This is a genomic window from Hyphomonadaceae bacterium BL14 (assembly GCA_027627705.1).
Classification (GTDB): domain Bacteria; phylum Pseudomonadota; class Alphaproteobacteria; order Caulobacterales; family Maricaulaceae; genus Oceanicaulis.
Map to the genome: position 1 here is coordinate 2,677,978 of CP091242.1, position 21,332 is coordinate 2,699,309.

General features: G+C 63.5%; 17 protein-coding genes. 7 read left to right on the forward strand and 10 right to left on the reverse strand.

What is annotated here, in order from left to right; translation table 11 throughout:
* Nucleotides 1–80: 80 nt before the first annotated feature.
* The 7 genes from L2D00_13025 to L2D00_13055 form a co-directional block, all read right to left on the reverse strand.
* Complete coding sequence (locus tag L2D00_13025) at nt 81–1,541, reverse strand: ABC transporter ATP-binding protein (protein ID WBQ12760.1); 1,461 nt, start codon at nt 1,539–1,541, stop codon at nt 81–83.
* Nucleotides 1,474–2,310 (reverse strand): ABC transporter permease, encoded by an 837-nt coding sequence (locus L2D00_13030; GenBank protein ID WBQ12761.1) that lies wholly within the window; start codon nt 2,308–2,310, stop codon nt 1,474–1,476. The genes L2D00_13025 and L2D00_13030 overlap by 68 nt, the downstream gene beginning before the upstream one ends.
* A 584-nt stretch (nt 2,311–2,894) precedes the next feature.
* Entirely contained in the window at nt 2,895–5,591 is a 2,697-nt protein-coding gene (locus tag L2D00_13035; protein WBQ12762.1) for a glycosyltransferase family 2 protein, read from the reverse strand.
* Nucleotides 5,588–6,694 carry a hypothetical protein gene (locus L2D00_13040; protein WBQ12763.1) on the reverse strand — a complete coding sequence of 369 codons (1,107 nt, stop codon included), beginning with the start codon at nt 6,692–6,694 and terminating at the stop codon, nt 5,588–5,590. The genes L2D00_13035 and L2D00_13040 overlap by 4 nt, the downstream gene beginning before the upstream one ends.
* Nucleotides 6,695–6,708: 14 nt before the next feature.
* Nucleotides 6,709–7,752, reverse strand: a complete 1,044-nt coding sequence (locus L2D00_13045) for a glycosyltransferase family 2 protein (protein WBQ12764.1) — start codon at nt 7,750–7,752, stop codon at nt 6,709–6,711.
* Nucleotides 7,749–9,464: a hypothetical protein gene (locus tag L2D00_13050; protein ID WBQ12765.1), complete on the reverse strand. Its 1,716-nt coding sequence runs from the start codon at nt 9,462–9,464 to the stop codon at nt 7,749–7,751. The genes L2D00_13045 and L2D00_13050 overlap by 4 nt, the downstream gene beginning before the upstream one ends.
* Nucleotides 9,465–9,564: 100 nt before the next feature.
* A complete protein-coding gene (locus L2D00_13055) occupies nt 9,565–11,106 on the reverse strand; it encodes a hypothetical protein (protein ID WBQ12766.1) in 1,542 nt (513 codons plus the stop codon).
* 293 nt (nt 11,107–11,399) lie between these two features.
* On the opposite strand from L2D00_13055, the gene L2D00_13060 reads away from it, so the two are divergent.
* The 7 genes from L2D00_13060 to L2D00_13090 are packed head-to-tail and all read left to right on the forward strand — an operon-like array spanning nt 11,400 to nt 18,431.
* Nucleotides 11,400–12,335 (forward strand): NAD-dependent epimerase/dehydratase family protein, encoded by a 936-nt coding sequence (locus L2D00_13060; protein ID WBQ12767.1) that lies wholly within the window; start codon nt 11,400–11,402, stop codon nt 12,333–12,335.
* 19 nt (nt 12,336–12,354) lie between these two features.
* Nucleotides 12,355–13,680 (forward strand): NAD(P)/FAD-dependent oxidoreductase, encoded by a 1,326-nt coding sequence (locus L2D00_13065; GenBank protein ID WBQ12768.1) that lies wholly within the window; start codon nt 12,355–12,357, stop codon nt 13,678–13,680.
* The gene (locus tag L2D00_13070; protein ID WBQ12769.1) at nt 13,677–14,108 is read left to right on the forward strand and encodes a GtrA family protein; all 432 of its coding nucleotides are present in this window, start codon (nt 13,677–13,679) and stop codon (nt 14,106–14,108) included. Before L2D00_13065 ends, L2D00_13070 begins: the two co-directional genes overlap by 4 nt.
* Nucleotides 14,105–15,532, forward strand: coding sequence for a UbiA family prenyltransferase (locus L2D00_13075; protein ID WBQ12770.1), 1,428 nt, complete (start codon nt 14,105–14,107; stop codon nt 15,530–15,532). The genes L2D00_13070 and L2D00_13075 overlap by 4 nt, the downstream gene beginning before the upstream one ends.
* 16 nt (nt 15,533–15,548) lie before the next feature.
* Nucleotides 15,549–16,895 (forward strand): FAD-binding oxidoreductase, encoded by a 1,347-nt coding sequence (locus tag L2D00_13080; GenBank protein WBQ12771.1) that lies wholly within the window; start codon nt 15,549–15,551, stop codon nt 16,893–16,895.
* Nucleotides 16,885–17,661, forward strand: coding sequence for an SDR family NAD(P)-dependent oxidoreductase (locus L2D00_13085; protein ID WBQ12772.1), 777 nt, complete (start codon nt 16,885–16,887; stop codon nt 17,659–17,661). The genes L2D00_13080 and L2D00_13085 overlap by 11 nt, the downstream gene beginning before the upstream one ends.
* 47 nt (nt 17,662–17,708) lie before the next feature.
* Nucleotides 17,709–18,431, forward strand: a complete 723-nt coding sequence (locus tag L2D00_13090; GenBank protein ID WBQ12773.1) for a hypothetical protein — start codon at nt 17,709–17,711, stop codon at nt 18,429–18,431.
* 34 nt (nt 18,432–18,465) lie between these two features.
* Here L2D00_13090 and rfbA read toward each other — a convergent pair whose 3' ends face one another.
* Genes rfbA through rfbB form a run of 3 tightly spaced genes read right to left on the reverse strand, consistent with a single transcriptional unit; the run spans nt 18,466 to nt 21,325 of the window.
* Complete coding sequence (rfbA, locus tag L2D00_13095) at nt 18,466–19,347, reverse strand: glucose-1-phosphate thymidylyltransferase RfbA (GenBank protein ID WBQ12774.1); 882 nt, start codon at nt 19,345–19,347, stop codon at nt 18,466–18,468.
* Between the two features lie 20 nt (nt 19,348–19,367).
* Entirely contained in the window at nt 19,368–20,339 is a 972-nt protein-coding gene (gene rfbD / locus L2D00_13100) for a dTDP-4-dehydrorhamnose reductase (GenBank protein ID WBQ12775.1), read from the reverse strand.
* The gene (gene rfbB, locus L2D00_13105) at nt 20,273–21,325 is read right to left on the reverse strand and encodes a dTDP-glucose 4,6-dehydratase (GenBank protein ID WBQ12776.1); all 1,053 of its coding nucleotides are present in this window, start codon (nt 21,323–21,325) and stop codon (nt 20,273–20,275) included. Before rfbB ends, rfbD begins: the two co-directional genes overlap by 67 nt.
* Nucleotides 21,326–21,332: the final 7 nt, after the last annotated feature.

The following is a 21,332-nucleotide window of genomic DNA, read 5'->3' on the forward strand; positions in this document are numbered from 1 at the left end:
TCTTGGACGCGGGGCCTCAGGGCAAGGCGCGCTCAGGCCTCATCCTTTGCCGGCCTTGCCAGCAGAGAACCCCGCGCGGCTCAGGGCAGTGTCTGGCCGGCTTTGCGTTCGATACGGACCGCGCGATTATCCGGACACAGATCAATCATGCCAACGCGGCTATAGTGCGCGTCAACCGGCAGCACCCGGAACAGGACCGCATCAAGAATGCGGTGGCGAATGTCGATATCGTGCCCGGCGCGGGTAAACACGCCGCAATTGCAGCTGTAAGTGCCTGGCAGGAACGGACAGTCAAACGGCAAGGTCACAGTCACGCTTTCGCCGGCCGCGACATCAATGTGGGAATCGTAGGGAAAGGCGTGCTGACCCGCGATTTCGACGCCATTGATTGACTTCACAAACATACTGAAATTGACATTCGACATGTCCATATCGAAGTGGACAACGTATTGGAAAAAATACTTTTCGTTCAGGAGCAGATTATTTACGTTGCGATTGTCTGCGTCGATAATTTTCACATCGGATACGGTGGCGCCCTTTCTGGGGTATTCCAGTTTTGCAGCGGAGATGAGCGCTGGATCAAACCAGGCTTTCGTCTTGCCGTCCGGCATGGCGGCCGGCCGGGGTGCGATCTGGCCGCTGTGAGACGCTCTGGAGGATACGTCTTCGCCCCGGCCATCTGCCGACTTGATGGCCTCACGGGCGGCCTCCGCCTCTTCGCCCGTCAAACTCATCATGCGTTGGTAGTTGTTGATGACTGTCTTGGGCCGGCCTTCCATGAGCTTTTCGCCCCGGTCGATCATGATCGCCCGGTCGCACAGCTGGACAACGGTTTGCGCGCCGTGACTCACGAACAGGATCGTCGCCCCGGAGGCCCGAATGGCTTCGATACGGGCATAGCATTTGCGCTGGAAAGCCTCGTCCCCGACTGCCAGCGCTTCATCGACGATCAGAATGTCCGGATCGACATTGATCGCCACCGCAAAGGCGAGGCGGACATACATGCCCGAGGAATACGACTTGACCGGCTGATCCATAAAATGGCCGATGTCGGCAAATGCGGCGATGGCGTCGAAGCGGTCGCGGGTCTCCTCGTTGGACAGGCCGAGTATGGCGGCGTTCAGGAAAACGTTCTCGCGCCCGGTAAATTCCGGGTTGAAGCCGGACCCGAGTTCGAGAAGCGCCGCAATGCGTCCATGGACCTCGATCGAACCGCCAGTGGGGGTGAGCGTTCCGCAGATCATCTGGAGCAGGGTCGACTTGCCTGAACCATTGCGCCCAACAATCCCCAAGGTCTCACCCCGGCCGACTTCGAAGGAAACATGGCTCACCGCCGGAAAATCCCGGTAGTATTGCCGTCCACCCCGCCCGGCGACTCGCGCCAGTTTTGGCAGGATCATCTGCTTGAGCCGGTCCTCTGGCCGCTCATAGATCAGATAATGTTTTGAAACGTCACTGACACGGATCACCGGATCACAGGACATCGGCAAATCCTTTCCGGGTTTTCTGAAACCAGACATACCCTGCCGTACAGACTGCAAGCGCGACACAGGTGTAGGCAAGCAGCGTCATGAAATCGGGGAGGACCCCGAAAACCAGCGCCTTCCGGGCCTCGTCCACCGGGACGGTAAGCGGGTTGAACCGGATCCATGGCTGCAGCCAGACAGGCAGGGCGCTGACCGGAAAGAAAATCGGAGCCAGAAACAGCATGGCTGTCGTGAGGGAGGTCACGACCTGGCTGATGTCACGGGCAAACGTGCCGATCGACGCAAGGAACCACCCGACACCCAGTGCCATCAAACACAGGGGCGCAACCGATAGCGGCAGAAATATCGCCGTCCAGGGTATTCCATCGAATACAATAAACAAGAACGGCACCAGAATAAGCAGACTGATTCCGGCATGTGTCAGGGCGGATCCGAGTGTAACCGGAACAAGAATATAAAGCGGGAAAACGACCTTTTTTACGTAGTTTGTGTTAGCGACCATCAGGCCGGGCGAGCGTGTAATGGTTTCCGCCAAAACCTGAAAAAGAATAAGGCCAATAAAAAGAATGACAGCAAACTCTGCGGGTGAGGCGTCTGCGTCCGATGTCACCCACCGCGACCGGAAGATCACGCCAAAGACAAACGTATAGATCCCGAGCATGATCAGCGGGGTGATCATCGACCAGCCGATCCCAAGTGCGGATCCGCGATAGCGCCCCTCCACTTCACGGCGGACAAGGGCGAGAAACAGACGCGCGGCGTGGGCTGTCTCGCTCGATCGTGACCGCGTCGATTCCGGTGGTCTGGTCAGCCTGGTCGTCATTTGGGTAGCGGCTCCTTGATAGGCCAATTTCTTATCGGAAGAGTCACGCACCAAATAACCTAGGGCAGTCTAAAATCAGCCAGAGGAGGTGTTCCTACGATCATGAAGATAAACCCGATTTTTACACCGATTGCGGCGGGTCAGCCACCTGCCGGCACAGGTTTCCTCTGGGTGGCCCGGTCGTGTGTCGCTCGCCGATGGCCGAACCGGATGGCCATCGCCTGATATCAGAGTGCATCAGGCAGACCTCAACAGACAGGCATCGTCAAGAGCGCAAGCGGCGGCCTGCGGTCCGAATGCCTGGACGCGCACAGGTTCTGGTACCTTGCCGGCACCCGCGGCACGCGGGCACCCTGATGCGAAGATCAGAGCCAGGTCAGATCGCACAGCGCCACCAGGCTTGCCAGCCTGCCCTGCGTCACCATCGCGGCTTGGCCAGCCCGCCTCGGTGATCACAGCCGGACAACGCCAGCATCCGCAAGTCCGGCCTTCGGGCTCGGTACCGCTCTACAGGGCCGGCCGGCCCGCCAGAGCGGCTGATTGACGCGAGCGGCTTCTATTTGAAATCATCCGAAAAAAATTGATCAATTATCGGATATCCGGAAGTCTTCGTAATCACGAGACAGGTGGGGCGAATAAAACGGATCGACTGCGGTGTGCGTCGCCCAGTTTTTGATCATGTATTCAGCCTCACGCTGGAAACGCTTTCGTTTGTCGTTCGTGTCTTCATGTCCGCGGCTGACGGATTCATGATGATACAATTCGGCGCGGGGGGTGAAGACATTCCGGTAGCCGGCGGCGCGCACTTTCAGGCAGAAATCGATATCGTTGAACGCGATCGTCAGGTGCTCTTCGTTCAGTCCGCCGACCGCCTCGTAAACGGCTCGGCGCACCAGAAGGCAGGCACCGGTGACCGCGCTGACATCGTGAACCAGCTTGAGCCGCGCGAAATAACCCTGTGTGCCGCGCTCGAGATATTTGTGCGAATGGCCGGCCACGCCGCCAATGCCGATGACGACACCGGCATGCTGGATCCGGTCGTCGGGATAATACAGCATGGCACCGACGCATCCGATCTCGTCCCTGATGGCCAGCGAGACCATCTGCTCCAGCCAGTCCGGCGTGATCACCTCGATATCGTTGTTCACCAGGCCGATAATGTAGCCTCGGGCCTGCCGGGCAGCAAAATTGTTGATGGCGGAGAAGTTGAACGGCTTGTTGTAGGTCAGGACCCTGACGCGGGAATCCTTTTCCTGAAGCCGGTCGAACAGGGCGAATGTCTCTGGCATCGTGGACTGATTGTCGACGATCAGGATCTCGTAGTTCTGATAGGTGGAGAGCCCGAGAATGGACTCCACACACATCTCGACCAGTTCGCCACGGTCGCGGGTCGGAATGATCAGGCTGACCAGCGGCTCAGGCGAGGGGGCGGGCCAGTCGATCCGGTAATAGGGGAGTTCCTCAACCTGACCCACTGTGGCGGGCAGTTTCAGGCGCGCAAAATGCTCTTCCAGCGCCCGCTTCCCGGCTTCCCAGGCGTAGGACTTCTCGCTGACAGCCACCGCGGTCGAGCCCGCCACTGCCCGCCAGTGGTAGAGGACCTTGGGGATGTGCACGACCGCGTCCGCGCCGACGCGTTCGAGAATGCGCAGATTGAGATCGTAGTCCTGACTGCCTTCAAACCCTTCGCGCCAGCCGCCAACGGCGCGGATATTGGCGGCGCGGTGTGCGGTGAGGTGGTTGAGGTAGTTCTGCCCGTAAAACAGGCAGGGTGAAAAATCCGGCTTGAAATAGGGGCCGTAGCGCTGGCCGTCCTCATCGAGCTTGTCTTCATCCGAATAGATGATCTGCGCGTCCGGCTTGCGGGCGGCTGTCAGCACAAGCTCGGCAAGGGCGTGCGGGCGCAGCACGTCATCATGGTCGAGCAGGGCCACCCATTCGCCTTGCGCCATGGCGAAAGCGGAGTTGGTGGCGGCAGAGATGTTGCCGTTGGTCTCACGGAAGGCGACCTTGATGCGCCGGTCCGTCTTCATCCAGTAGCGCAGACGCGTGTCCAGTTCCGGGCTGCCGGACGCATCGTCAGCGATACAGAGCTCCCAGTTGGAATAGAGCTGGGCGCGCACCGACTTGATCGCCGCATCCAGAAGCTCGACGGGAGTTTTGTAGACCGGCATGATCACCGATACGAGCGGCGCTTCGTCCAGCTGCCTCAAGGCGCTCATGTAATGCGGGTCGTCTCTGGCCGGATGGTAGTCATGCCTGGCGATCCAGCTGGCATATGCCTCGGCATCTCCGGCTTTGCCGGCCTCTTCGTCGGGCATGCGCAAGGGCAGCGGCCAGTGGCCGGTATCGGCTGCCGGATCGAACAGCCGGCGCAGCAAGGCGCGCGAAGCCCGCGCACTGCGTGTCGCTGACCAGATGGAGGGTCTTACCGCTTCGCGCGCGACGGCGGCAGGAGACACGGGATGGAGCGAGAGCCGCTGCAGGTTTCCGCTGTCGCCCAGACGGCAGCTCGGATCGAAGCGCACCCGGGCCGTGCTGCCGGACAGGCATATGTAACCGGTAAACCGGCCGCTCCGGCGCAGGGTCAGCTCGGCGGAATGGTGTTCGAAGTATTTCTGATCATCGGCGAAATAGATGCGCGGCCGGGCAGCATCGGGAGCGGCCATGTCGGCGTCGATGCGCCACCATCCCTTGCCAAGCGGTATTTTGAGATCGAACTCGATATGCGGATCAGCTGTCAGTGTCCGGAACCGGCCAGTGAGCGTGTCCAGCTCCATATAATGGCTGGCGCGCGCAGTGGCATCGAGCAGGGAGGGGCGGGTCTTCAGCGAGCCGATGCCGGCCTCGTCGCCGGCGCGCACTTCAAACAGGAGACGCTCGCCCCGCGGGCGCGCCACACTGGCCGGCATCAGCCGGCAGGCAAAATCACGGGCGACGAAAGGTCCATTATGCGGCCGCAGCCAGAGTTTCCTGAGGCCGCGCGGGAGGCGCAGGCGGACCCCGCCGCGGGCCGCCGCCACGCCGTCGATCTGCCAGCGCAGCAGCGGTGCCGAGCCGGGTGTGCCGAAATCCAGCGCGATAACAGGCTCGAGACCGCAGTCAGCCCCCGGCGCATCGATCATCAGGATCACGTCCAGATCAGTCTTGCGCAGGGCCGGTCTTGCCCAATCGGGCAGGGCGATCTCCAGCTCGACGAACGCGCCGGGCGAAAACACCCGTCCGCGGCCCCGGCCGAGCCGGGTTTCTCGCTCTGAGGGCGTGTCCACCACGGCGCTCATGGCTCTGCGATCTTGCCTGGCGGGTTGCCATGGGTGGTGCCAGCCGATTGGGTGCGATTCTCACCGGCCGGGATGGCGTCGGGCTGCGTCAGGCGGAAGGGAGGCAGGTCCGGCTGTGCGGGAATGAGCACGGGAGCTTCCGCGGTAGCCCCGGCCGCTTGCCTGGCAGCGGCGGCGGCATTGGTTGGCAGGCCGAGCCATTGTCCGGCATGCAGGTAGTGCTGAAGCGGGGTCATGCCGCTGGTCAGGTGAGACGCGAAGTGAACGCCGTACCAGTGGGTGTCGAAGCGCGGGCTGGCGGCGTGCTTCTGGGCAATGCCGAACAGCGCGTAATAGGCCAACGGGTTGCGTTCGCTGGCTACGGCTTCGGGATAGGCTGCCAGATACCAGGCGGTGTCGAAGAACGGATTGGGGTTGCGCGCCTCGCTGGCTCCGTAGCGCAGAAAATGCTCCAGCGGGCTGTGCTTGTACTCGGCGACGTCCGGATATTGCTCGACATACCAGGAAGGATCAAACAGATCGCTGGCCAGAATGGCGGCGCGGTCCTCGTTCGCCCGCGCCAGACGCGCCGCACGCAGCTGCGGCCGCTGGACGATCCGGCCATTGAGCAGCTGAAGGACGGACTCAAACAGCAGGGCAGACAGCGCACCCAGTGGCGGCAGCCGGCGTCCGGCGGCCCGGATGATCCGCGCAAAGCGCCAGACAAGGCTGTGATTGACCTGGCGCAGTGTCCGGGCCAGCACCGCGCGCTGGTTCTCGGCGGCGACACGACGGGCATCAATGTCATCAATCACTTGCGCGCGGGATGCCAGCAATTGTGCTGCATCGTCCAGGCGGGCGTGCAAGCTGGCAATCTGGCGCTGGAGAGCGTCGGCGCGGGCCTGCTGAGCCTCGTGATAGGCCAGCAGATCGCCAGCCTCGATCAGCGCCGGACCTGACGGACGGTCGGGCGGCGTGACCGGCGCGGCCTTGCTGGCCGCCCGTGCCGCCGGCGCGCGGGCTTGAGGTTTCCGGGAGGCGGCCGCCGGGTCTGCGGCGGCTTTGCCGGACCTGCGCGCGTCTCCCTTGCTGCCCGGCATTCCCGTCAGTCTCTTCTTGTTCATACCCCCACGCTCTTTCAACTGCCTTCGCTTTGCCCGATCCCGCGGGGACCATTAATGCGTCTGCCCGATTTGTCCACAAGGGCCGCGCGGCGGGTCACCAGCTTTGGCGTCCAGGCCATGGCGCGCACCAGATCGATCAAGCGCGCCCGGCGCTCCTTCTGTATACGGCGCCTTTGCCGCATGATGGGCTTGCGCCCTTTCCAGGCGGCGGCATAGGCGCGCAGGAGCGTGCTGCGATAGGTGTCGGTCGGGGCGTTCTGCAGCATACGCAGATTGAGCAGGAGATGGCCAGGAAGCAGCGCCCACATCAGCAGGCCCGGCGTATTCTTAAGGAACACCCAGACCCGGTTGCGGTGCCCGTGAAAGACCGTGAAATCGGAGTAACGCCCCGTCGTGCCAGAACCGGCATGGTAGACTACCGCGTCTGCCAGCTGGATGCATCGACCGCCGGCCAGTCTCAGCCGGTAGCCGAAATCCACGTCCTCGCAATAGCAGAAGAAGCTTTCATCAAAACCGCCCAGACGGAGGAAGGTGGCGCGGTCGTAGAGCGCAGCGGCCGCACACGGAGCAAATGTCTCGCCTTCAGGCGGATTCTCACTTGCGGGGCGGCCTTCGAGTGCCCGCCAGGCGACGCCTGCGGCGTGCCAGACATCGCCGGCTCCATCAAGAATATCGGGCTCGTCAAGGCGCAGCTGGGTTGAGCCGAAGGCGGCGGCATCCGGCCAGCGCCCGGCACCTGCCAGCAATTGCTCCAGCCAGTCCGGCGCGGCGCGTGTATCGGGATTGAGCAAGGCGATCCAGCGCGAGCCGGTGTTGGCAGCGGCGCGGTTATTGGCAGCGGCAAAGCCGAGATTGCTGCCCGGCGTGTCGATCTGGAAGCGTGCGTCAGGCAGGATGGCATCGGTCACCGCGCCGTCAGTGGAGGCATTGTCGACGATAATGGCGGTGAAGTCGGCAAAGCTCTGCGCAGCGAGCGCCTCCAGGCAGGGTTTGAGGAAGCTGCCCGCATTATGGGCAACCACAATCACCGTGACATGATCCGGGCCCGGAGTGGTCATATCGATCCGATTTGGCAGACCACACGTGAACGCCCGCTGCCCAGGAGCGCATAGACGATGAGCGGCTCTTGCGGCCCGGTGCGCGCGTGGGCGATCCAGCCTGTTCTCAGATCATCGACAACCGGCAAGGCAGCGGTGACGTCCGGGCGGTCGATGGCCCGGCGGCCATACCCCCGCACGATACCGTCCGAGTCCACGACCAGATAGGCGCGCGGGCTTTCGCGGCGGCGCGAATCCCATCCCCAGCCCGTGAGGCGGACAAAGCCCGGCGCGGTGCCGGACGGTTCGAGGGCAAGCCGCACATCAACCGCGCCGATACAGGTGTCGGCATCGGCTTCCGGCGTGAACTCGGCCAGCGGGCGGTTCAGCCAGTCCGCTTCCGCGCGGCCAAAGACCGACAGGCGCCCGGCAGCGAGCAGCCGGCTGCGCTGCACGACCAGTTCGGGCGAGGGATAGATGCCCGCCAGCGCCTCTCTGTCGAGCGCGCCGGTCATGATGGCGGACTCCGCCGCGACGGTCCGGTTGCGCTGGGAGTGCGCCATGTCCATCCAGATATCCCGGTTTCCCAGAAGCAGAAGCATGGCCAGAAGCTGAAGCCCGCCCAGGGCCAGCATGGCTCCGGCGCGCCAGGATTGGCGCGGCAGGCTGCGGGCAAACGACCAGATGAGCGCGGCGATGGCGACCCAGAAAATCAGCACCGGCGTGGCGTAGCGCGATGCGAAGGCCTGCTGCGCCCCCAATTCCCAGCGGCCCATTGCGGTGAGAAGGCCCGCCCCGACGACCAGGCCCGCGACAAGCAGCAGGACCAGGCGCGCTCTCGGCCCCGACCGCCACAGCGTGAGGGGGACCAGCAGCAGGGCGCCCGCCAGTCCGGCTGCGCCAAACAGCTTTGCCCCTTCTATAGGGTCCTGGAAGGCCGGCGCGTAACCCGCCAGCGGGCTTTCGGAGAAGGCATAACCAAAGGGCGCGCCGAGATAGATGACGGTGTAGTAGACAATCTCGATCACATGACCCAGCGCGTCGCCGGGGTTGGAGTGATTGAAGGTCTGCATCCCGCGCGAATAGAGGAAGGCCGCGAGAGCGGCCGAGACGGCGAGCACGCCAATTCTTTGCCAGCCCCGCCCGGCGAGCAGAGCGCCCACGGCGGCGGCCGGGAGCACCAGCAAGCCGGCTGAGAAGCTGAACGCCGCCGCCAGACCCAGCGCCGCTGCGGCGGCATCGGCTTTCCAGCCCGGCTGCGCCAGCACGGTGACGGCAAAGCAGGCAGTTGCCAGCAGGTACACGATGACGAACTGGACCTGGAAGCCCCAGTAGAGGTTTTCTATCTGGGCACCGGAGAACAGCAGCGCGACGGTGAGGCCGCCGGCCAGCAGCAGGCCTGACCCGCGCGCGCCTGCCCGGCGTGCAAGCCAGATCAGCAGGCCCGCATGAATGGCCTGGGTCAGCAGGATGGAGGTGAGCAGGAAGAGGTTCCGGCCACCGAATACCGCCGTGTCGATCAGGAAGAAAAGCGACGGTATGACCAGGAGATGCTCATTGTGCTGAACAAACATCTCGCTGAGATGCTGGCCAGGCGTGACCCGCTCCCACTGGTCCCAATAGGGCAGGGGTGAATAGGCCACGCTGACAGCGTAGAGCGTGATGGCGAGGGTCATCACCGCGAGGACGATTGCGGCCAGGCCCGCAGCCCGCGTGAGTTGGCTAATCGTCATGGGCTGACCCCTACACAACGGCTTTCAAACGCGCGGGCACACTCGTGCTCCAAGAGCTCAACAGTTCAATCACGCCTCGACCCCTGCGTCGAGGCGTCCGCTAATTGAACACGAAATAGACCAGGGCGAGCGCGGCCAGCTGCAGGCCAGCCAGGATGGCAACGATACGCCAGCTGATCTGGCTGGCGGCGTATCCTATCAGCGCGAACACGGCAAGCTGTGGGAAGAAGCTGCCCTGGTGGGTCACCGCCCCGCCGTGATCGAAAATCAGCACCGCCCAGACCAGCAGGCTCGCCGCGATGGCGGTGGCCAGAGGACGGGTGCCTGGCAGCAGCAATGCCACCGGCAGAAGGGCCAGGAACGGCGCAGCCATCCCCAGGCCCGCGCTCCAGTGAAAGAAATCCACCGCCCGCAAATGCTCAGCCATGGCCGACCGGTCGTCAGCCAGCAGCAGGCGAAGCGGCGCGGTAAAGCGGGCCCAGGGATCGGAGACAATCTGCTCAAGATTGATCAGGCGCCCATAGAGCCAGTCAGCCGCTGATACGGTCCTCAGGCTGTCGATGAGCGTCTCCACCACGCCGCGATCATCGACCGGAATCGATCCGCCCACATGCCATTTCAAAAGCCGGTTGCCGGGCGGATCCACGAATTGCTGGTAGAGCGTCCAGGGCAGGTAGCTGGCTGCAAAGGTGGCAAGACCCGTTGCCGAGAAGGCAAAAGACGGGAAGCGGTGGAGCACCAGCGCGCTTGCCGCAAACCCGACCAGGACGAAGGCGGTGGCACCATGGGCACCGAATGCCAGGGCGGCGGCCAGACCGGCCAGAGCGCCGGCGCTTGCCCGGAGCCGCACATCGGCCAGGGTACGGGTGAAGAACAGGGCCGCCGTCACGCACACGAGGCCGGCGGGCAAAAGCTTCGGCCACACGAAGACGGAATGGACCAGGAAAAGCGGGGAGGCGGCAACCAGGGCGACGGTCATCCAGCCGGCGATCCGGCTGGCCCCGAGCGACCGGGTGAGCACGTAGCACCCCATCAAAGCCCAGGTCTGCGCGAGGGTGGAGACGGTCTGATAGACCAGCACCGATCCGCCTGACAGGCCCGGCGGGCCGTAAAGCAGGACCATGCCGGTCTGCAAGGGGGGGCGGTCCGAACTCAGCCAGTCCCCGCGCATTGGAGAGCGGAACTCTCCGGACCGGATCATTTCAGCAAAAACGAAGGGAAGCTGGTTATCATCCGGCAGCGGGTGGCTATAGGCCGTCGCCGCAGCAATCAGATATTCCGTGGGCTGACCGTTACCAAAGGTGATGAGCAAAACCAGGATGCCTACGGCGAGGGCACCCGATACAGGGGCCAGGATCTCTCCGCGTGCGTCGCCCCCGGCGTACACCGCCCGCTCCGACCAGGCCAGCCAGGCAAAGCCCGCCAGCATCAGGATCTGGATGGCGGTCCCGAATACCGGGTGCGCCACAAATGCGAAAAAGCACAGCCAGGCTGCCAGGGCACTGGCGGTCATCCCGGCACCGAGCGCGAGCACACCATTGACGCCGCGCCGGTAAAGCGCGGCAGCCGGCGCCGCTATGGAGACCGCCAGAATGACGGCCACCAGGACAGATGTGCCAAGCAGGACAAGCCATTCAGTCATGACAGGGCTGCGCGGGGGCCAGTGTGTCCGGTCCGCGTGTGCGGGCCTCGCCGGCCGGTCGTGCTGGCGGCGGCAGGCAAAGGACAGATCGCATGAGTTCGCATCGACTTGGCTGGCTCCGCGTCCGATCAGGGAGTGAACATGGTGGCCACTCCGCGTTTCGCGAGGGAAACGGTTCGCGGGTGACATCTAGCCGACGCGCCGCGCGTTGACCAGCCGCTGAGCGGTTCATCTGCCGGGAGTTGTGGTTCTCAGTTCGAGGTGCTAAGGCCCGGCCCCATGCATAAGGGGGAATGACTTTGCGCGGTCGCGTATTCATCACAGGGGCAGCCGGCCTTGTGGGCCAGAACCTCATCCCCTCGCTGAAGGCAGCAGGCTTTGAAATCGTGGCCGCCGACAAACACGCGGCCAATATGGCCGTGCTGCGCGGCATGCACCCGGAGATCGAGACCCTCGACGCCGATCTGGCCGAGCCGGGGCCGTGGCAAGAGGTTCTCGCCGCCTGCGATCTTGCGGTACTGCTGCACGCGCAAATCGGCGGGCTGGATGAGGACGAATTCCGCCGCAACAACGTCACCGCCACCCGGCTGTGCCTGGATGCGATCAAGCGGGGCAAGGTCCGGTATGTCGCGCATGTCAGCTCGTCGGTGGTCAATTCCATGGCCGACGATTTCTACACGCGCAGCAAGACCGAGCAGGAAGCGCTGGTCGTGGCATCAGGCGTGCGCTGCTGCATCCTGCGGCCGACCCTGATGTTCGGCTGGTTCGACCGCAAGCACCTGGGCTGGCTGAAGCGCTTCATGGAGAAGGCGCCGGTCTTCCCGGTTCCCGGTCATGGCCGCTATCTGCGCCAGCCCCTCTATGGCGGGGACTTCTCGGCGATTGTCGGTGCCGCGCTGCAGCAGGAAGTGGAAGGCATCTATAATATCTCCGGCCAGGAACGCATCAGCTATATCGACCTGCTGCGCCGGATCAGGGCGGTGTGCGGTATAAAGACGCCAATCGTGAAAATTCCCTATGGCGTGTTCAAGCTGCTGTTGCAGACCTATGCGCTATTCGACCGCAACCCGCCTTTCACGACCCATCAGCTGGAAGCCCTGGTCACACCGGACGAGTTCGAGGTGATCGACTGGCCAGCGATTTTCGGCGTGCCGTCAACACCGCTCGACGAGGCGCTGCGCCAGACATTCCTGCATCCGGTCTATTCTGGCATAACCCTGAAATTCTAGGTCCGGAGAGCAGCGAGCGATGGCTTCAACCAGCGTGGAACGGGTCATTGTCATCGGTGCCGGCCCGATGGGCCTTGCCGTCGCTCACCATGCCCAGAAGCAGGGATATGGGGTGGAAATGCTGGAGGCCGATGACCGGCCGGGCGGCATGGCGGCGCATTTCGATTTCGACGGCCTGTCCATCGAGCGCTTTTATCATTTCTGCTGCCTGTCCGATCAGGACACGCTGGATCTGCTCGACGATGCAGGGCTGACCGGCGCGATGAAATGGGTCAGCACGAAGATGGGCTATTTTCTTGACGGGCGCCTCATCCGCTGGGGGGACCCGGTGTCGCTTCTGGCCGCGCCGGGTGTCGATCCGGTCACCAAGTTCCGCTACGGCATGCAGATGTTCACCGCGACCAAGCGGTCGGACTGGGAAAGGCTGGACAAGATCAGTGCCCGCGACTGGTTCATCGGCTGGTCCGGCGAACGGGCCTACGACAAGCTGTGGCGCCGGCTGCTGGAACTGAAATTCTACCATCTTGCCGGCAGCGTTTCGGCGGCCTGGATATGGCAGCGCATCAAGCGTCTGGGCAATTCGCGGAAAAGCCTGTTCGAGGAACAGCTCGGCTATATCGAGGGCGGCTCGGAGACGCTGATGAACGCGCTGGCGGACATGATCACCGAACGCGGCGGCCAGATTCACTACAAAACCCGCGCGGAGCGCTTCGTGATCGAGGACGGGCAGGTTCGCGGCGTCGTGGCGGCGGATGGCCGCGCGTTCACGGCCGACCATGTGATTTCAACCATTCCCACGCCCTATGTACCGGCCATGTTCGACGACAGCCACGCCCATCTGCGCGCCCCTTACGAGCAGATCAAGAATATCGGCGTGGTGTGTGTGCTTCACAAGCTCAAGCGCCCGGTTACAGACAATTTCTGGGTCAATATCAGCGATCCGGAGATCGAGATTCCCGGCTTTGTCGAATTCTCGAACCTGCGTCCGCTGGAGAATACGGTCGTCTACGTGCCCTACTACATGCCGCAGGACAATCCGAAGTTCCGGATGTCTGACGAGGCGTTCATTGCGGAGAGTTTCGACTATCTCGTGCGCGTGAACCCCGGCCTCTCGCGCGATGATCTGATCGCCTCGCATGTGGGCCGCCTGCGCTATGCCCAGCCGGTCTGCGAAGTCGGCTTTGCCGACATGATCCCTGATCATGTCACCCCTGTCGCGGGCCTGCAGATTGCCGATACCTGCTTTTACTATCCCGAGGACCGGGGCGTGTCGGAAAGCGCGCGGTTCGCCAAGATTCTGGTTGCTGCAATCGATCGGGCCAAGCGCCGCGGCGAGGGGGCATGAGCCGGGAGTTTGCCAGTTTCGTGATTGCCGGCGGCCTGGCGGCGGGCGTGAACTGGGTGACCAATCTCATCCTGCACCTTTTCATGCCGCTCGAGATATCGGTGGTGCTCGCCTATGGCGTCGGCATGACCACGGCCTATCTCCTGACGCGCTTCTTCGTCTTCGCCGCCAGCGGCCGGTCGCCGCAGCAGGAATATTTCCGGTTTGCGATCGTGAATGTTGTCGCGCTGGCCCAGGTCTGGTGCGTCACGATCGTGCTCGCGCGGTTCATCCTGCCGGCCATTGGATGGACGTTCGAGCCGGCGGCGACAAGTCATCTGGTCGGCATCGCCTCACCCGTGGTGACAAGCTATTTCGCCCACAAGTATTTCACCTTTGCCAAGGCCCGCGGCGCGATTGCGGATGACCGGGAGGAGGAGACGACATGACACGCCGCCTGCCGCTGGTTCTGGACATGGACGGCACGCTGCTGCTGAACGACACGCTGGTCGAGGCTCTGACCGAGCGGCTGTTCTCTGCGCCCCATCAATTGCCGGCGGTGCTGGCCGCCCTGGCGGGTGGCCGCGCGCCCTTCAAGCATCGTCTCTCTGCGATCAGCGAGCTGGATATCGACACACTGCCGGTCCGGCAGGACCTGGCGGACTATGCAGCCGCCGAACATGCCTCGGGCCGGGAGGTGTGGCTGGTCACGGCTGCTGACCAGGCAATTGCCGACAAGGTGGCCGCACGGTTCGGTTTCTTCACCGGGGCGAAGGGGTCTGACGGGCTGACCAATCTGAAATCAGCAAAGAAGCAGGCCTGGCTGCGGGCGCGCTTCCCTGATGGCTATGTCTATGCCGGGGACAGTCCGGCTGACCTGGCAGTGTGGCAGGACGCCGATGCCATCATTCTGGCCGGTGCGCGGCCCGCGACGCAGCGCAAGGCGCGCGCGCTTGGCAAACCTGTCGAGGCCCATTTTCCCAATGAGCCTGCGGGCCTGCGTGGATGGCGCAAGGCCTTGCGCCTGCATCAATGGTCGAAAAACCTGCTGGTCTTTGTTCCGCTTCTTCTGTCCGGCCTTTATCGCGAGCCAGAGACACTCATCGCGGTGCTCGCCGCCTTTGCCGGCCTCGGCCTGACGGCCTCGGGCACGTATATCCTCAATGATCTGGCCGATCTGAGCGCCGACCGCCGGCACCGGTCCAAACATACCCGGCCGTTTGCCTCGGGGCGGATTGCTCCGGAGCAAGGCCTGTTTGCCGCGCCCGTCCTGATCGGGGGGGGACTTGTCCTGACCACAGCCGCCGGCGGCTTGTGGGCCGGGCTGGGCCTGCTGGCCTATCTCGCGATCACGCTGGCCTATTCGTTCGGACTGAAGCGTCAGCCGCTGGTGGACGTGCTGCTGCTCGCGGCCCTGTTCACCATCAGGCTGGTGATCGGTGCCCTGGCGATCAGTGCGGATCTCTCGCCCTGGCTGTTCAGCTTCTCCATGTTCTTTTTCCTCTCCCTTTCCATGGCCAAGCGCCATGTGGAGATCGCGGCAGGGGCACCGGGCGAGCCAATACGCGGCCGGGGATATGTCACCGAAGACAGGGCTTTCTCGCTGTCGATGGGCATGGCCAGCGCGATGGCCGCCATCGTCATTCTGTGTCTGTACATCATCGAGGATGCCTATCCGGCAGGCCTGTATTCGACGGCCGAGTGGCTGCTCCTGGCACCTGTCATCATCGGTGGCTGGACCCTGCGCGTCTGGTTGCTGGCCGAGCGTGGCACGCTGGATGATGATCCGGTAAGCTTCGCCATCCGGGACCGTCCGAGCCTCCTGCTCGGCCTGGTGCTGATGATCGTGTTCGGGCTTGCGAGCCTGACGTGAAGGGTAATCTGCCGAGATGAGCGAGCGCTTTCACACGGAGCGGGGCCGCCGTTCCTGGGGCCGCGTCGTCGATGCGGAGCACCGGATCGGCCGTGCTCAGACGCCCGGCAGCGTGGAGGCGCTGTTCGCCAGCGCGAAGGCAGCCGGCCTGTCCACGCTGGCCTTCGGCCTGGGCCGCTCCTATGGCGACAGCAACCTGAACCCCGGCGGAAGCCTGATCGAGACGCGCGGGCTGGACCGCTTCATGGCCTTCGATGCGGCCGCAGGCACGCTTCGCGCCGAAGCCGGTGTGAGCCTTGACGAGATTCTGCGCGTGGTGGTGCCGGCCGGCTTTTTCCTGCCGACGACACCGGGATCGCGCTTTGTCACGCTGGGCGGCGCGATTGCCAATGACGTGCACGGCAAGAACCATCACGGTGCCGGCACGTTCGGGCGGTATGTCCGCAGCCTGACCCTGGCGCGCTCTGACGGCGCGGTGCAGCGCATCAGCCCGGAGACGCACGCGGAACTTTTCGCCGCGACGGTTGGCGGGCTGGGCCTGACGGGGATTATCCTGGATGCGGAAATCGCCCTGACCGCCATACCCTCGGCCCTGATCGCGCAACGCGTCGAAGCGATCCGCAATGTCGATCATTTCTTCGAGCTGGCCGAGGTGCGGGCGGCCGAGCACGAACACACGGTTGCCTGGATAGACTGCACCGCTCAGGGTGACCGGCTGGGGCAGGGCGTGTTCTCCTCCGGTGACTGGGCGTCGCCGGGCGGGCATGAGGCGCACAGCGGCCGGATGGGTCCGTCGCTGCCGTTCGATGCGCCCGCGATGGCGCTGAACCCGGTGACGCTGCGCAGCTTCAACGCGCTTTACCGCTGGCGCCAGCTCTCGAAACCGGGCCTCTCCACGGTCCACTATTCGGGCTTCTTCTACCCGCTGGATGCGATCGGTCACTGGAACCGGCTCTACGGGCCGCGCGGCTTTTACCAGTATCAGTCGGTGATACCCTTCGATCAGGCCCGCGACGCAACCCGCGCCATGCTCGAGAGGATAGCGCGGTCGGGCGAGGGCTCATTTCTGGCTGTCCTCAAGACATTTGGAAACACGCCGTCGCCCGGCCTGTTGTCCTTCCCCATGCCGGGCGTGACGCTGGCGCTGGATTTTGCCAATCACGGCGCCGCAACGCTCGCTCTGATGCGTGATCTGGACGCCATTGTACTGGCGGCCGGAGGGCGGCTTTATCCGGCCAAGGACGGCCGCATGTCCGCACACGCTTTCCAGGAGAGTTATCCTGACTGGCGCAAGGTCGAGGCCTTGCGTGACCCTTTGATTTCATCAGCTTTCTGGCGAAGAGTGACACACCATGACGGATAACCCCGCACGCAAGATCGTAATTCTCGGCGCCCTGTCGGCGATGGCGGTACAGAGCGCGCGCCGTTTCGCGGCGGAGGGAGCCTCATTCACCCTGGTGGCGCGCGACACGGCGCTGCTCGAACGCGAGGCGCAGGATCTCGGCGCCCGGGGCGCAGCCCGTGTGGATATCGTTGCAGCCGATCTTACCGATACCGCGGATGCCGATGGCCTGCTGCGGCAAGCGGCCGGCAAGATGGGCGGGCTCGATACGGTGCTGCTCTTCTACGGCGTCCTGGGTGATCAGGCGCGGGCCGAAACCGACGCCGACCATGCCGGGACGATTATTGCGGTGAACTATTCCAGCGCAGCCCACTGGGTGCTGGCGGCGGCGCGTATCCTCGAGCAGATGGACGCCCCCGCCGGCCGGGTCCTGCTGACGGCCAGCTCCGTTGCGGGCGACCGGGGCCGGCGATCAAACTACGTATACGGATCGGCCAAGGCCGGGCTGTCCGTTCTGATGCAGGGGCTGGCCCATAAATGGGCGGCAATGCCGAATGCGCCCCGCGCCGTCAATCTCAGGCTTGGCTTTGTCGATACGCCGATGACTGCTGATGTCGAAAAGACAGCCAAGCCGCTCTGGGCCACGCCGGAGCGTATTGCGCTGATTGTGGAGCGGTGCGTGAAGCGGCCCGGTCCGCCCACCGTCTATGCTCCATGGTTCTGGCGCTGGGTGATGGTGCTGATCCGGCTGATGCCCTCGCCGGTGTTCAACAAAGTCAATCTGTAATGGCCGGGCCCGCGCCACGCCAGCGGGTCCTTGTCCGCCGGTGGTGGGTGGTTGCCGCTGCGTGCCTGGCGGGAGGAATCCTGTTTGCGCTGTCGGGTGAAACCATCATCCAGTCGCTCATTGCGGACACCGAAACCGAAGGGCTTGCGCTGGCCACCGCCCTGGCCATCTTGTTCTTCTATTTCTTCGCCTCGCAGCTGGTCATGGCACCATCCGGGACGATCTCCATCCTTCTGACAGGCGCTGTGTTCGGTGTTGGCGCGGGCATTGTCTACTTCATCGCCATGATCGCGGCCTGCGCGGTTGTGCATGCCATGGGGCGGCTGGACACGCGGTCAGCCCGCCGGCTTGTGTGCAAAGTCGTCCGTGTCCGGAGCCTGCGCGGTTTCGTGCTGGGCCTCATGTCTCGGATCCGCACCGCGCCGATTGCCAGCACGGCGGCGATCAGGCTGGTTCCGGTGGTCCCGAGTGCGGGTTGTGCGCTGCTGGTGGCGGCGGCAGGCGCCTCGCTCGGCGCTGCCCTGCTGGGCACGCTGGCGACAGGCTGGGTGCGGCCCATCGTGATTGCCGGCTTCAGCGATCAGGTCTGGCGGGCCATCGAGTCCGGCGAACGCGGCGTGACCGTGCTGGTATCAAACCCGCTGGTCTGGATCAGCCTGGCCTGTGCCGCTTTGTCGGCCCTGGTCATTTTCGCCATCGGACGGGCGGCGCAACTGCGAGCCGCAGCGTGTCATGCGCGGCTGCGCCTGCGCGGATGGTTTGCCCGCTAAAACGTTCCAGCCCATGCATTGGCGGGCCGGACGCTCAGGGATTGGCCCGCTTGGCGGTGCGCATAAGGTACCGGCCATACTCCGACTTCGCGCCTGCTTCGCCAAGTGCATGCAGTTGTTTGGCGTCTATCCAGCGATTATTGAATGCCGCCTCTTCGGGGCAGCCGATCTTGATGCCCTGACGGTGCTCGATAGCCCGCACATATTCGGCCGCTTCGATGAGGCTTTCCACCGTACCCGTGTCCAGCCAGGCATAGCCACGGTCCATCCGGACAATATTAAGCGACCCGTTCTCCATATAGATCTTGTTGAGATCCGTGATCTCAAGCTCTCCCCGCTGGGAGGGTTTCACCTGTTTTGCGTATTCGACGACCTTGCTGTCGTAGAAATACAGACCCGTCACCGCAAAATCGGAGCGCGGATTGACGGGTTTCTCCTCCAGGCTGATCGCCACGCCATTCTTGTCAAATTCCACCACCCCGTAACGGTGAGGGTCTTCAACCTGATAAGCAAACACCGTTGCTCCGTGCGGGCGCATATCGGCCTCACGGCACAAGGCCGCGAAATCGGGCCCGTGAAATATATTGTCTCCCAGGATGAGGGCGCTGGGTGCTCCGGCAAGGAATTCCTCGCCGATCAGGAAGGCCTGTGCGAGGCCCTCCGGCTTGGGCTGCTCTGCGTAGCTGAGCGTCACGCCCCAGTTCGCGCCATCGCCAAGCAACTGCTCAAAGGCCGGTCGCTGGTCGGGCGTCGTAATAATGAGTATGTCATTAAGCCCGGCCATCAAAAGAGCCGTTAGAGGATAGTAAATCATCGGCTTGTCATAGACGGGCAGAAGTTGTTTTGAGATGGCGGTGGTCATGGGATGCAGACGCGTACCGCTGCCACCCGCCAGAATAATGCCCTTGCGTTTCATCGCTTTATATTCCGTCTGTTTTATTTGAGAATTTCCGTCAGCACGCTGTCGAGACCGGCAAGGCTGTCCGCTGCCTTTACACCATAAACATCATGGATGCGCGAGCAGTCCAGTACCGAGTACGCCGGTCGTGAAGCCGGGGTGGGGTAGGCGCTGGTCGGGATGGGATGCAGGTGCGGCCGTTTCAGGCCCGCCGCGGCAAGCCGTTCAAAGATCGCATCGGCAAATCCGCACCAGCTCATCGTGCGGTCGCCGCAAAAGTGAAAAACACCCGCGGAGTCGGCCGGCCTCTCCTGCCCTGCCAGTGTCCGTCCAAGGCTTGCAATGGCATCAGCGATCGCTGCAGCCGGCGTGGGACAGCCGAGCTGGTCATCGACCACGGATATCTCGGCGCGTTCAGCAGCCAGGCGTACCATGGTGCGGACGAAATTCTTTCCATGGGCGGAGAAAACCCAGGCGGTTCGCATGACAACAGCGTCGGGCGACGCCTCCATCACGGCGATTTCGCCGGCATGTTTGGAAGCGCCGTACACACCCAGCGGGGACGTGCGATCGCTCTCCCGGTAGGGCTGCGATGCCGATCCATCAAAGACATAGTCTGTAGACAGATGAATAAGGGGCAGTCCGCGCGCGCGTGCGGCTTTCGCCATCACGCCGGGCGCCCGCCCGTTTACCGCGAAAGCTGTGTCGCGATCAGTTTCGGCCGCGTCCACCGCGGTGTAGGCGGCCAGATTGACAATAACCGCAGTATCGGACGGCGCCTCGTGGATCGCCCGCTGCACCGCATCGTCATCGGTCAGGTCTGCCACCGTTCGCGGCAGCGCGGTGATCTTGAGATCATCGTCTGCCAGCGCGCTCAGGCACCGCGCCACCTGTCCGGTCGCGCCGAACTGAAGGATGTGCAGCGGCGTACGGGGCATAGCCGTCACGGTTTCGCGATGCCGAGCCGGATGCGGGTCTCGCCGCGTTCTTCGAACGCGCGCCACCACCATTCGTTCTCGATATACCAGTCGACGGTCTGTTCCAGACCTTCAAATCCCTTGACCTGCGGGCGCCAACCCAGCTCGTCGTGAAGCTTGCTGGCGTCGATCGCATAGCGGAAGTCATGTCCCGGACGGTCCTGAACGTATGTGATCAGGTCCTTGTGAGGCGCGCGCCCGGGCCGCCTGGCATCCATGATGCGGCAGATTTCCAGAACCAGGTCGATATTGGCCATCTCGTTGTCGCCGCCAATATTGTAGGTCTCGCCCAGACGCCCGCGTTCAAGCACTTGCAACAGCGCTTCGGCATGGTCATCGACATGCAGCCAGTCGCGCACGTTCAGACCCTTGCCATAGACCGGTATCGGGCGGCCATGGAGCGCGTTGAGCGTCACGACCGGGATCAGCTTTTCGGGAAACTGGAAGGGGCCGTAATTGTTCGAGCAATTCGTGATGACCACCGGCAGGCCGAAGGTCTCGGCCCACGCGCGTACCAGCATGTCCGATGATGCCTTGCTGGCAGAGTAGGGTGAGCGGGGCGCGTAAGGCGTGGTTTCGGTGAACTTTCCGGTCTCTGACAGAGACCCGAAGACCTCATCGGTCGACACATGGTGGAAGCGGAAACGTGCGGCCGCCTCTGTCGAACAGGATGACAGGTAGCGCCGCGCCGATTGCAGCAGCACGAATGTCCCGACGATGTTTGTGCGAATGAAATCTGCCGGCCCGTCGATCGAGCGGTCCACGTGGGACTCGGCGGCCAGGTGCATCACGGCGTCAGGCGCATGGGCCTTGAAGACCGCGTCCATGGCCTCTTCGTCGGCAATGTCGGCCTGCACGAAGGTGTAGCGCGGGTCGTCCGCCACGTCCTTGAGATTGTCGAGATTGGCGGCATAGGTCAGCTTGTCGACATTGACGACACGGTAGCCGCGGGTGCCAATCGCACGCCGCACGACCGCCGAGCCGATGAATCCGGCACCCCCGGTAACCAGCAATTTCATGGCAGAG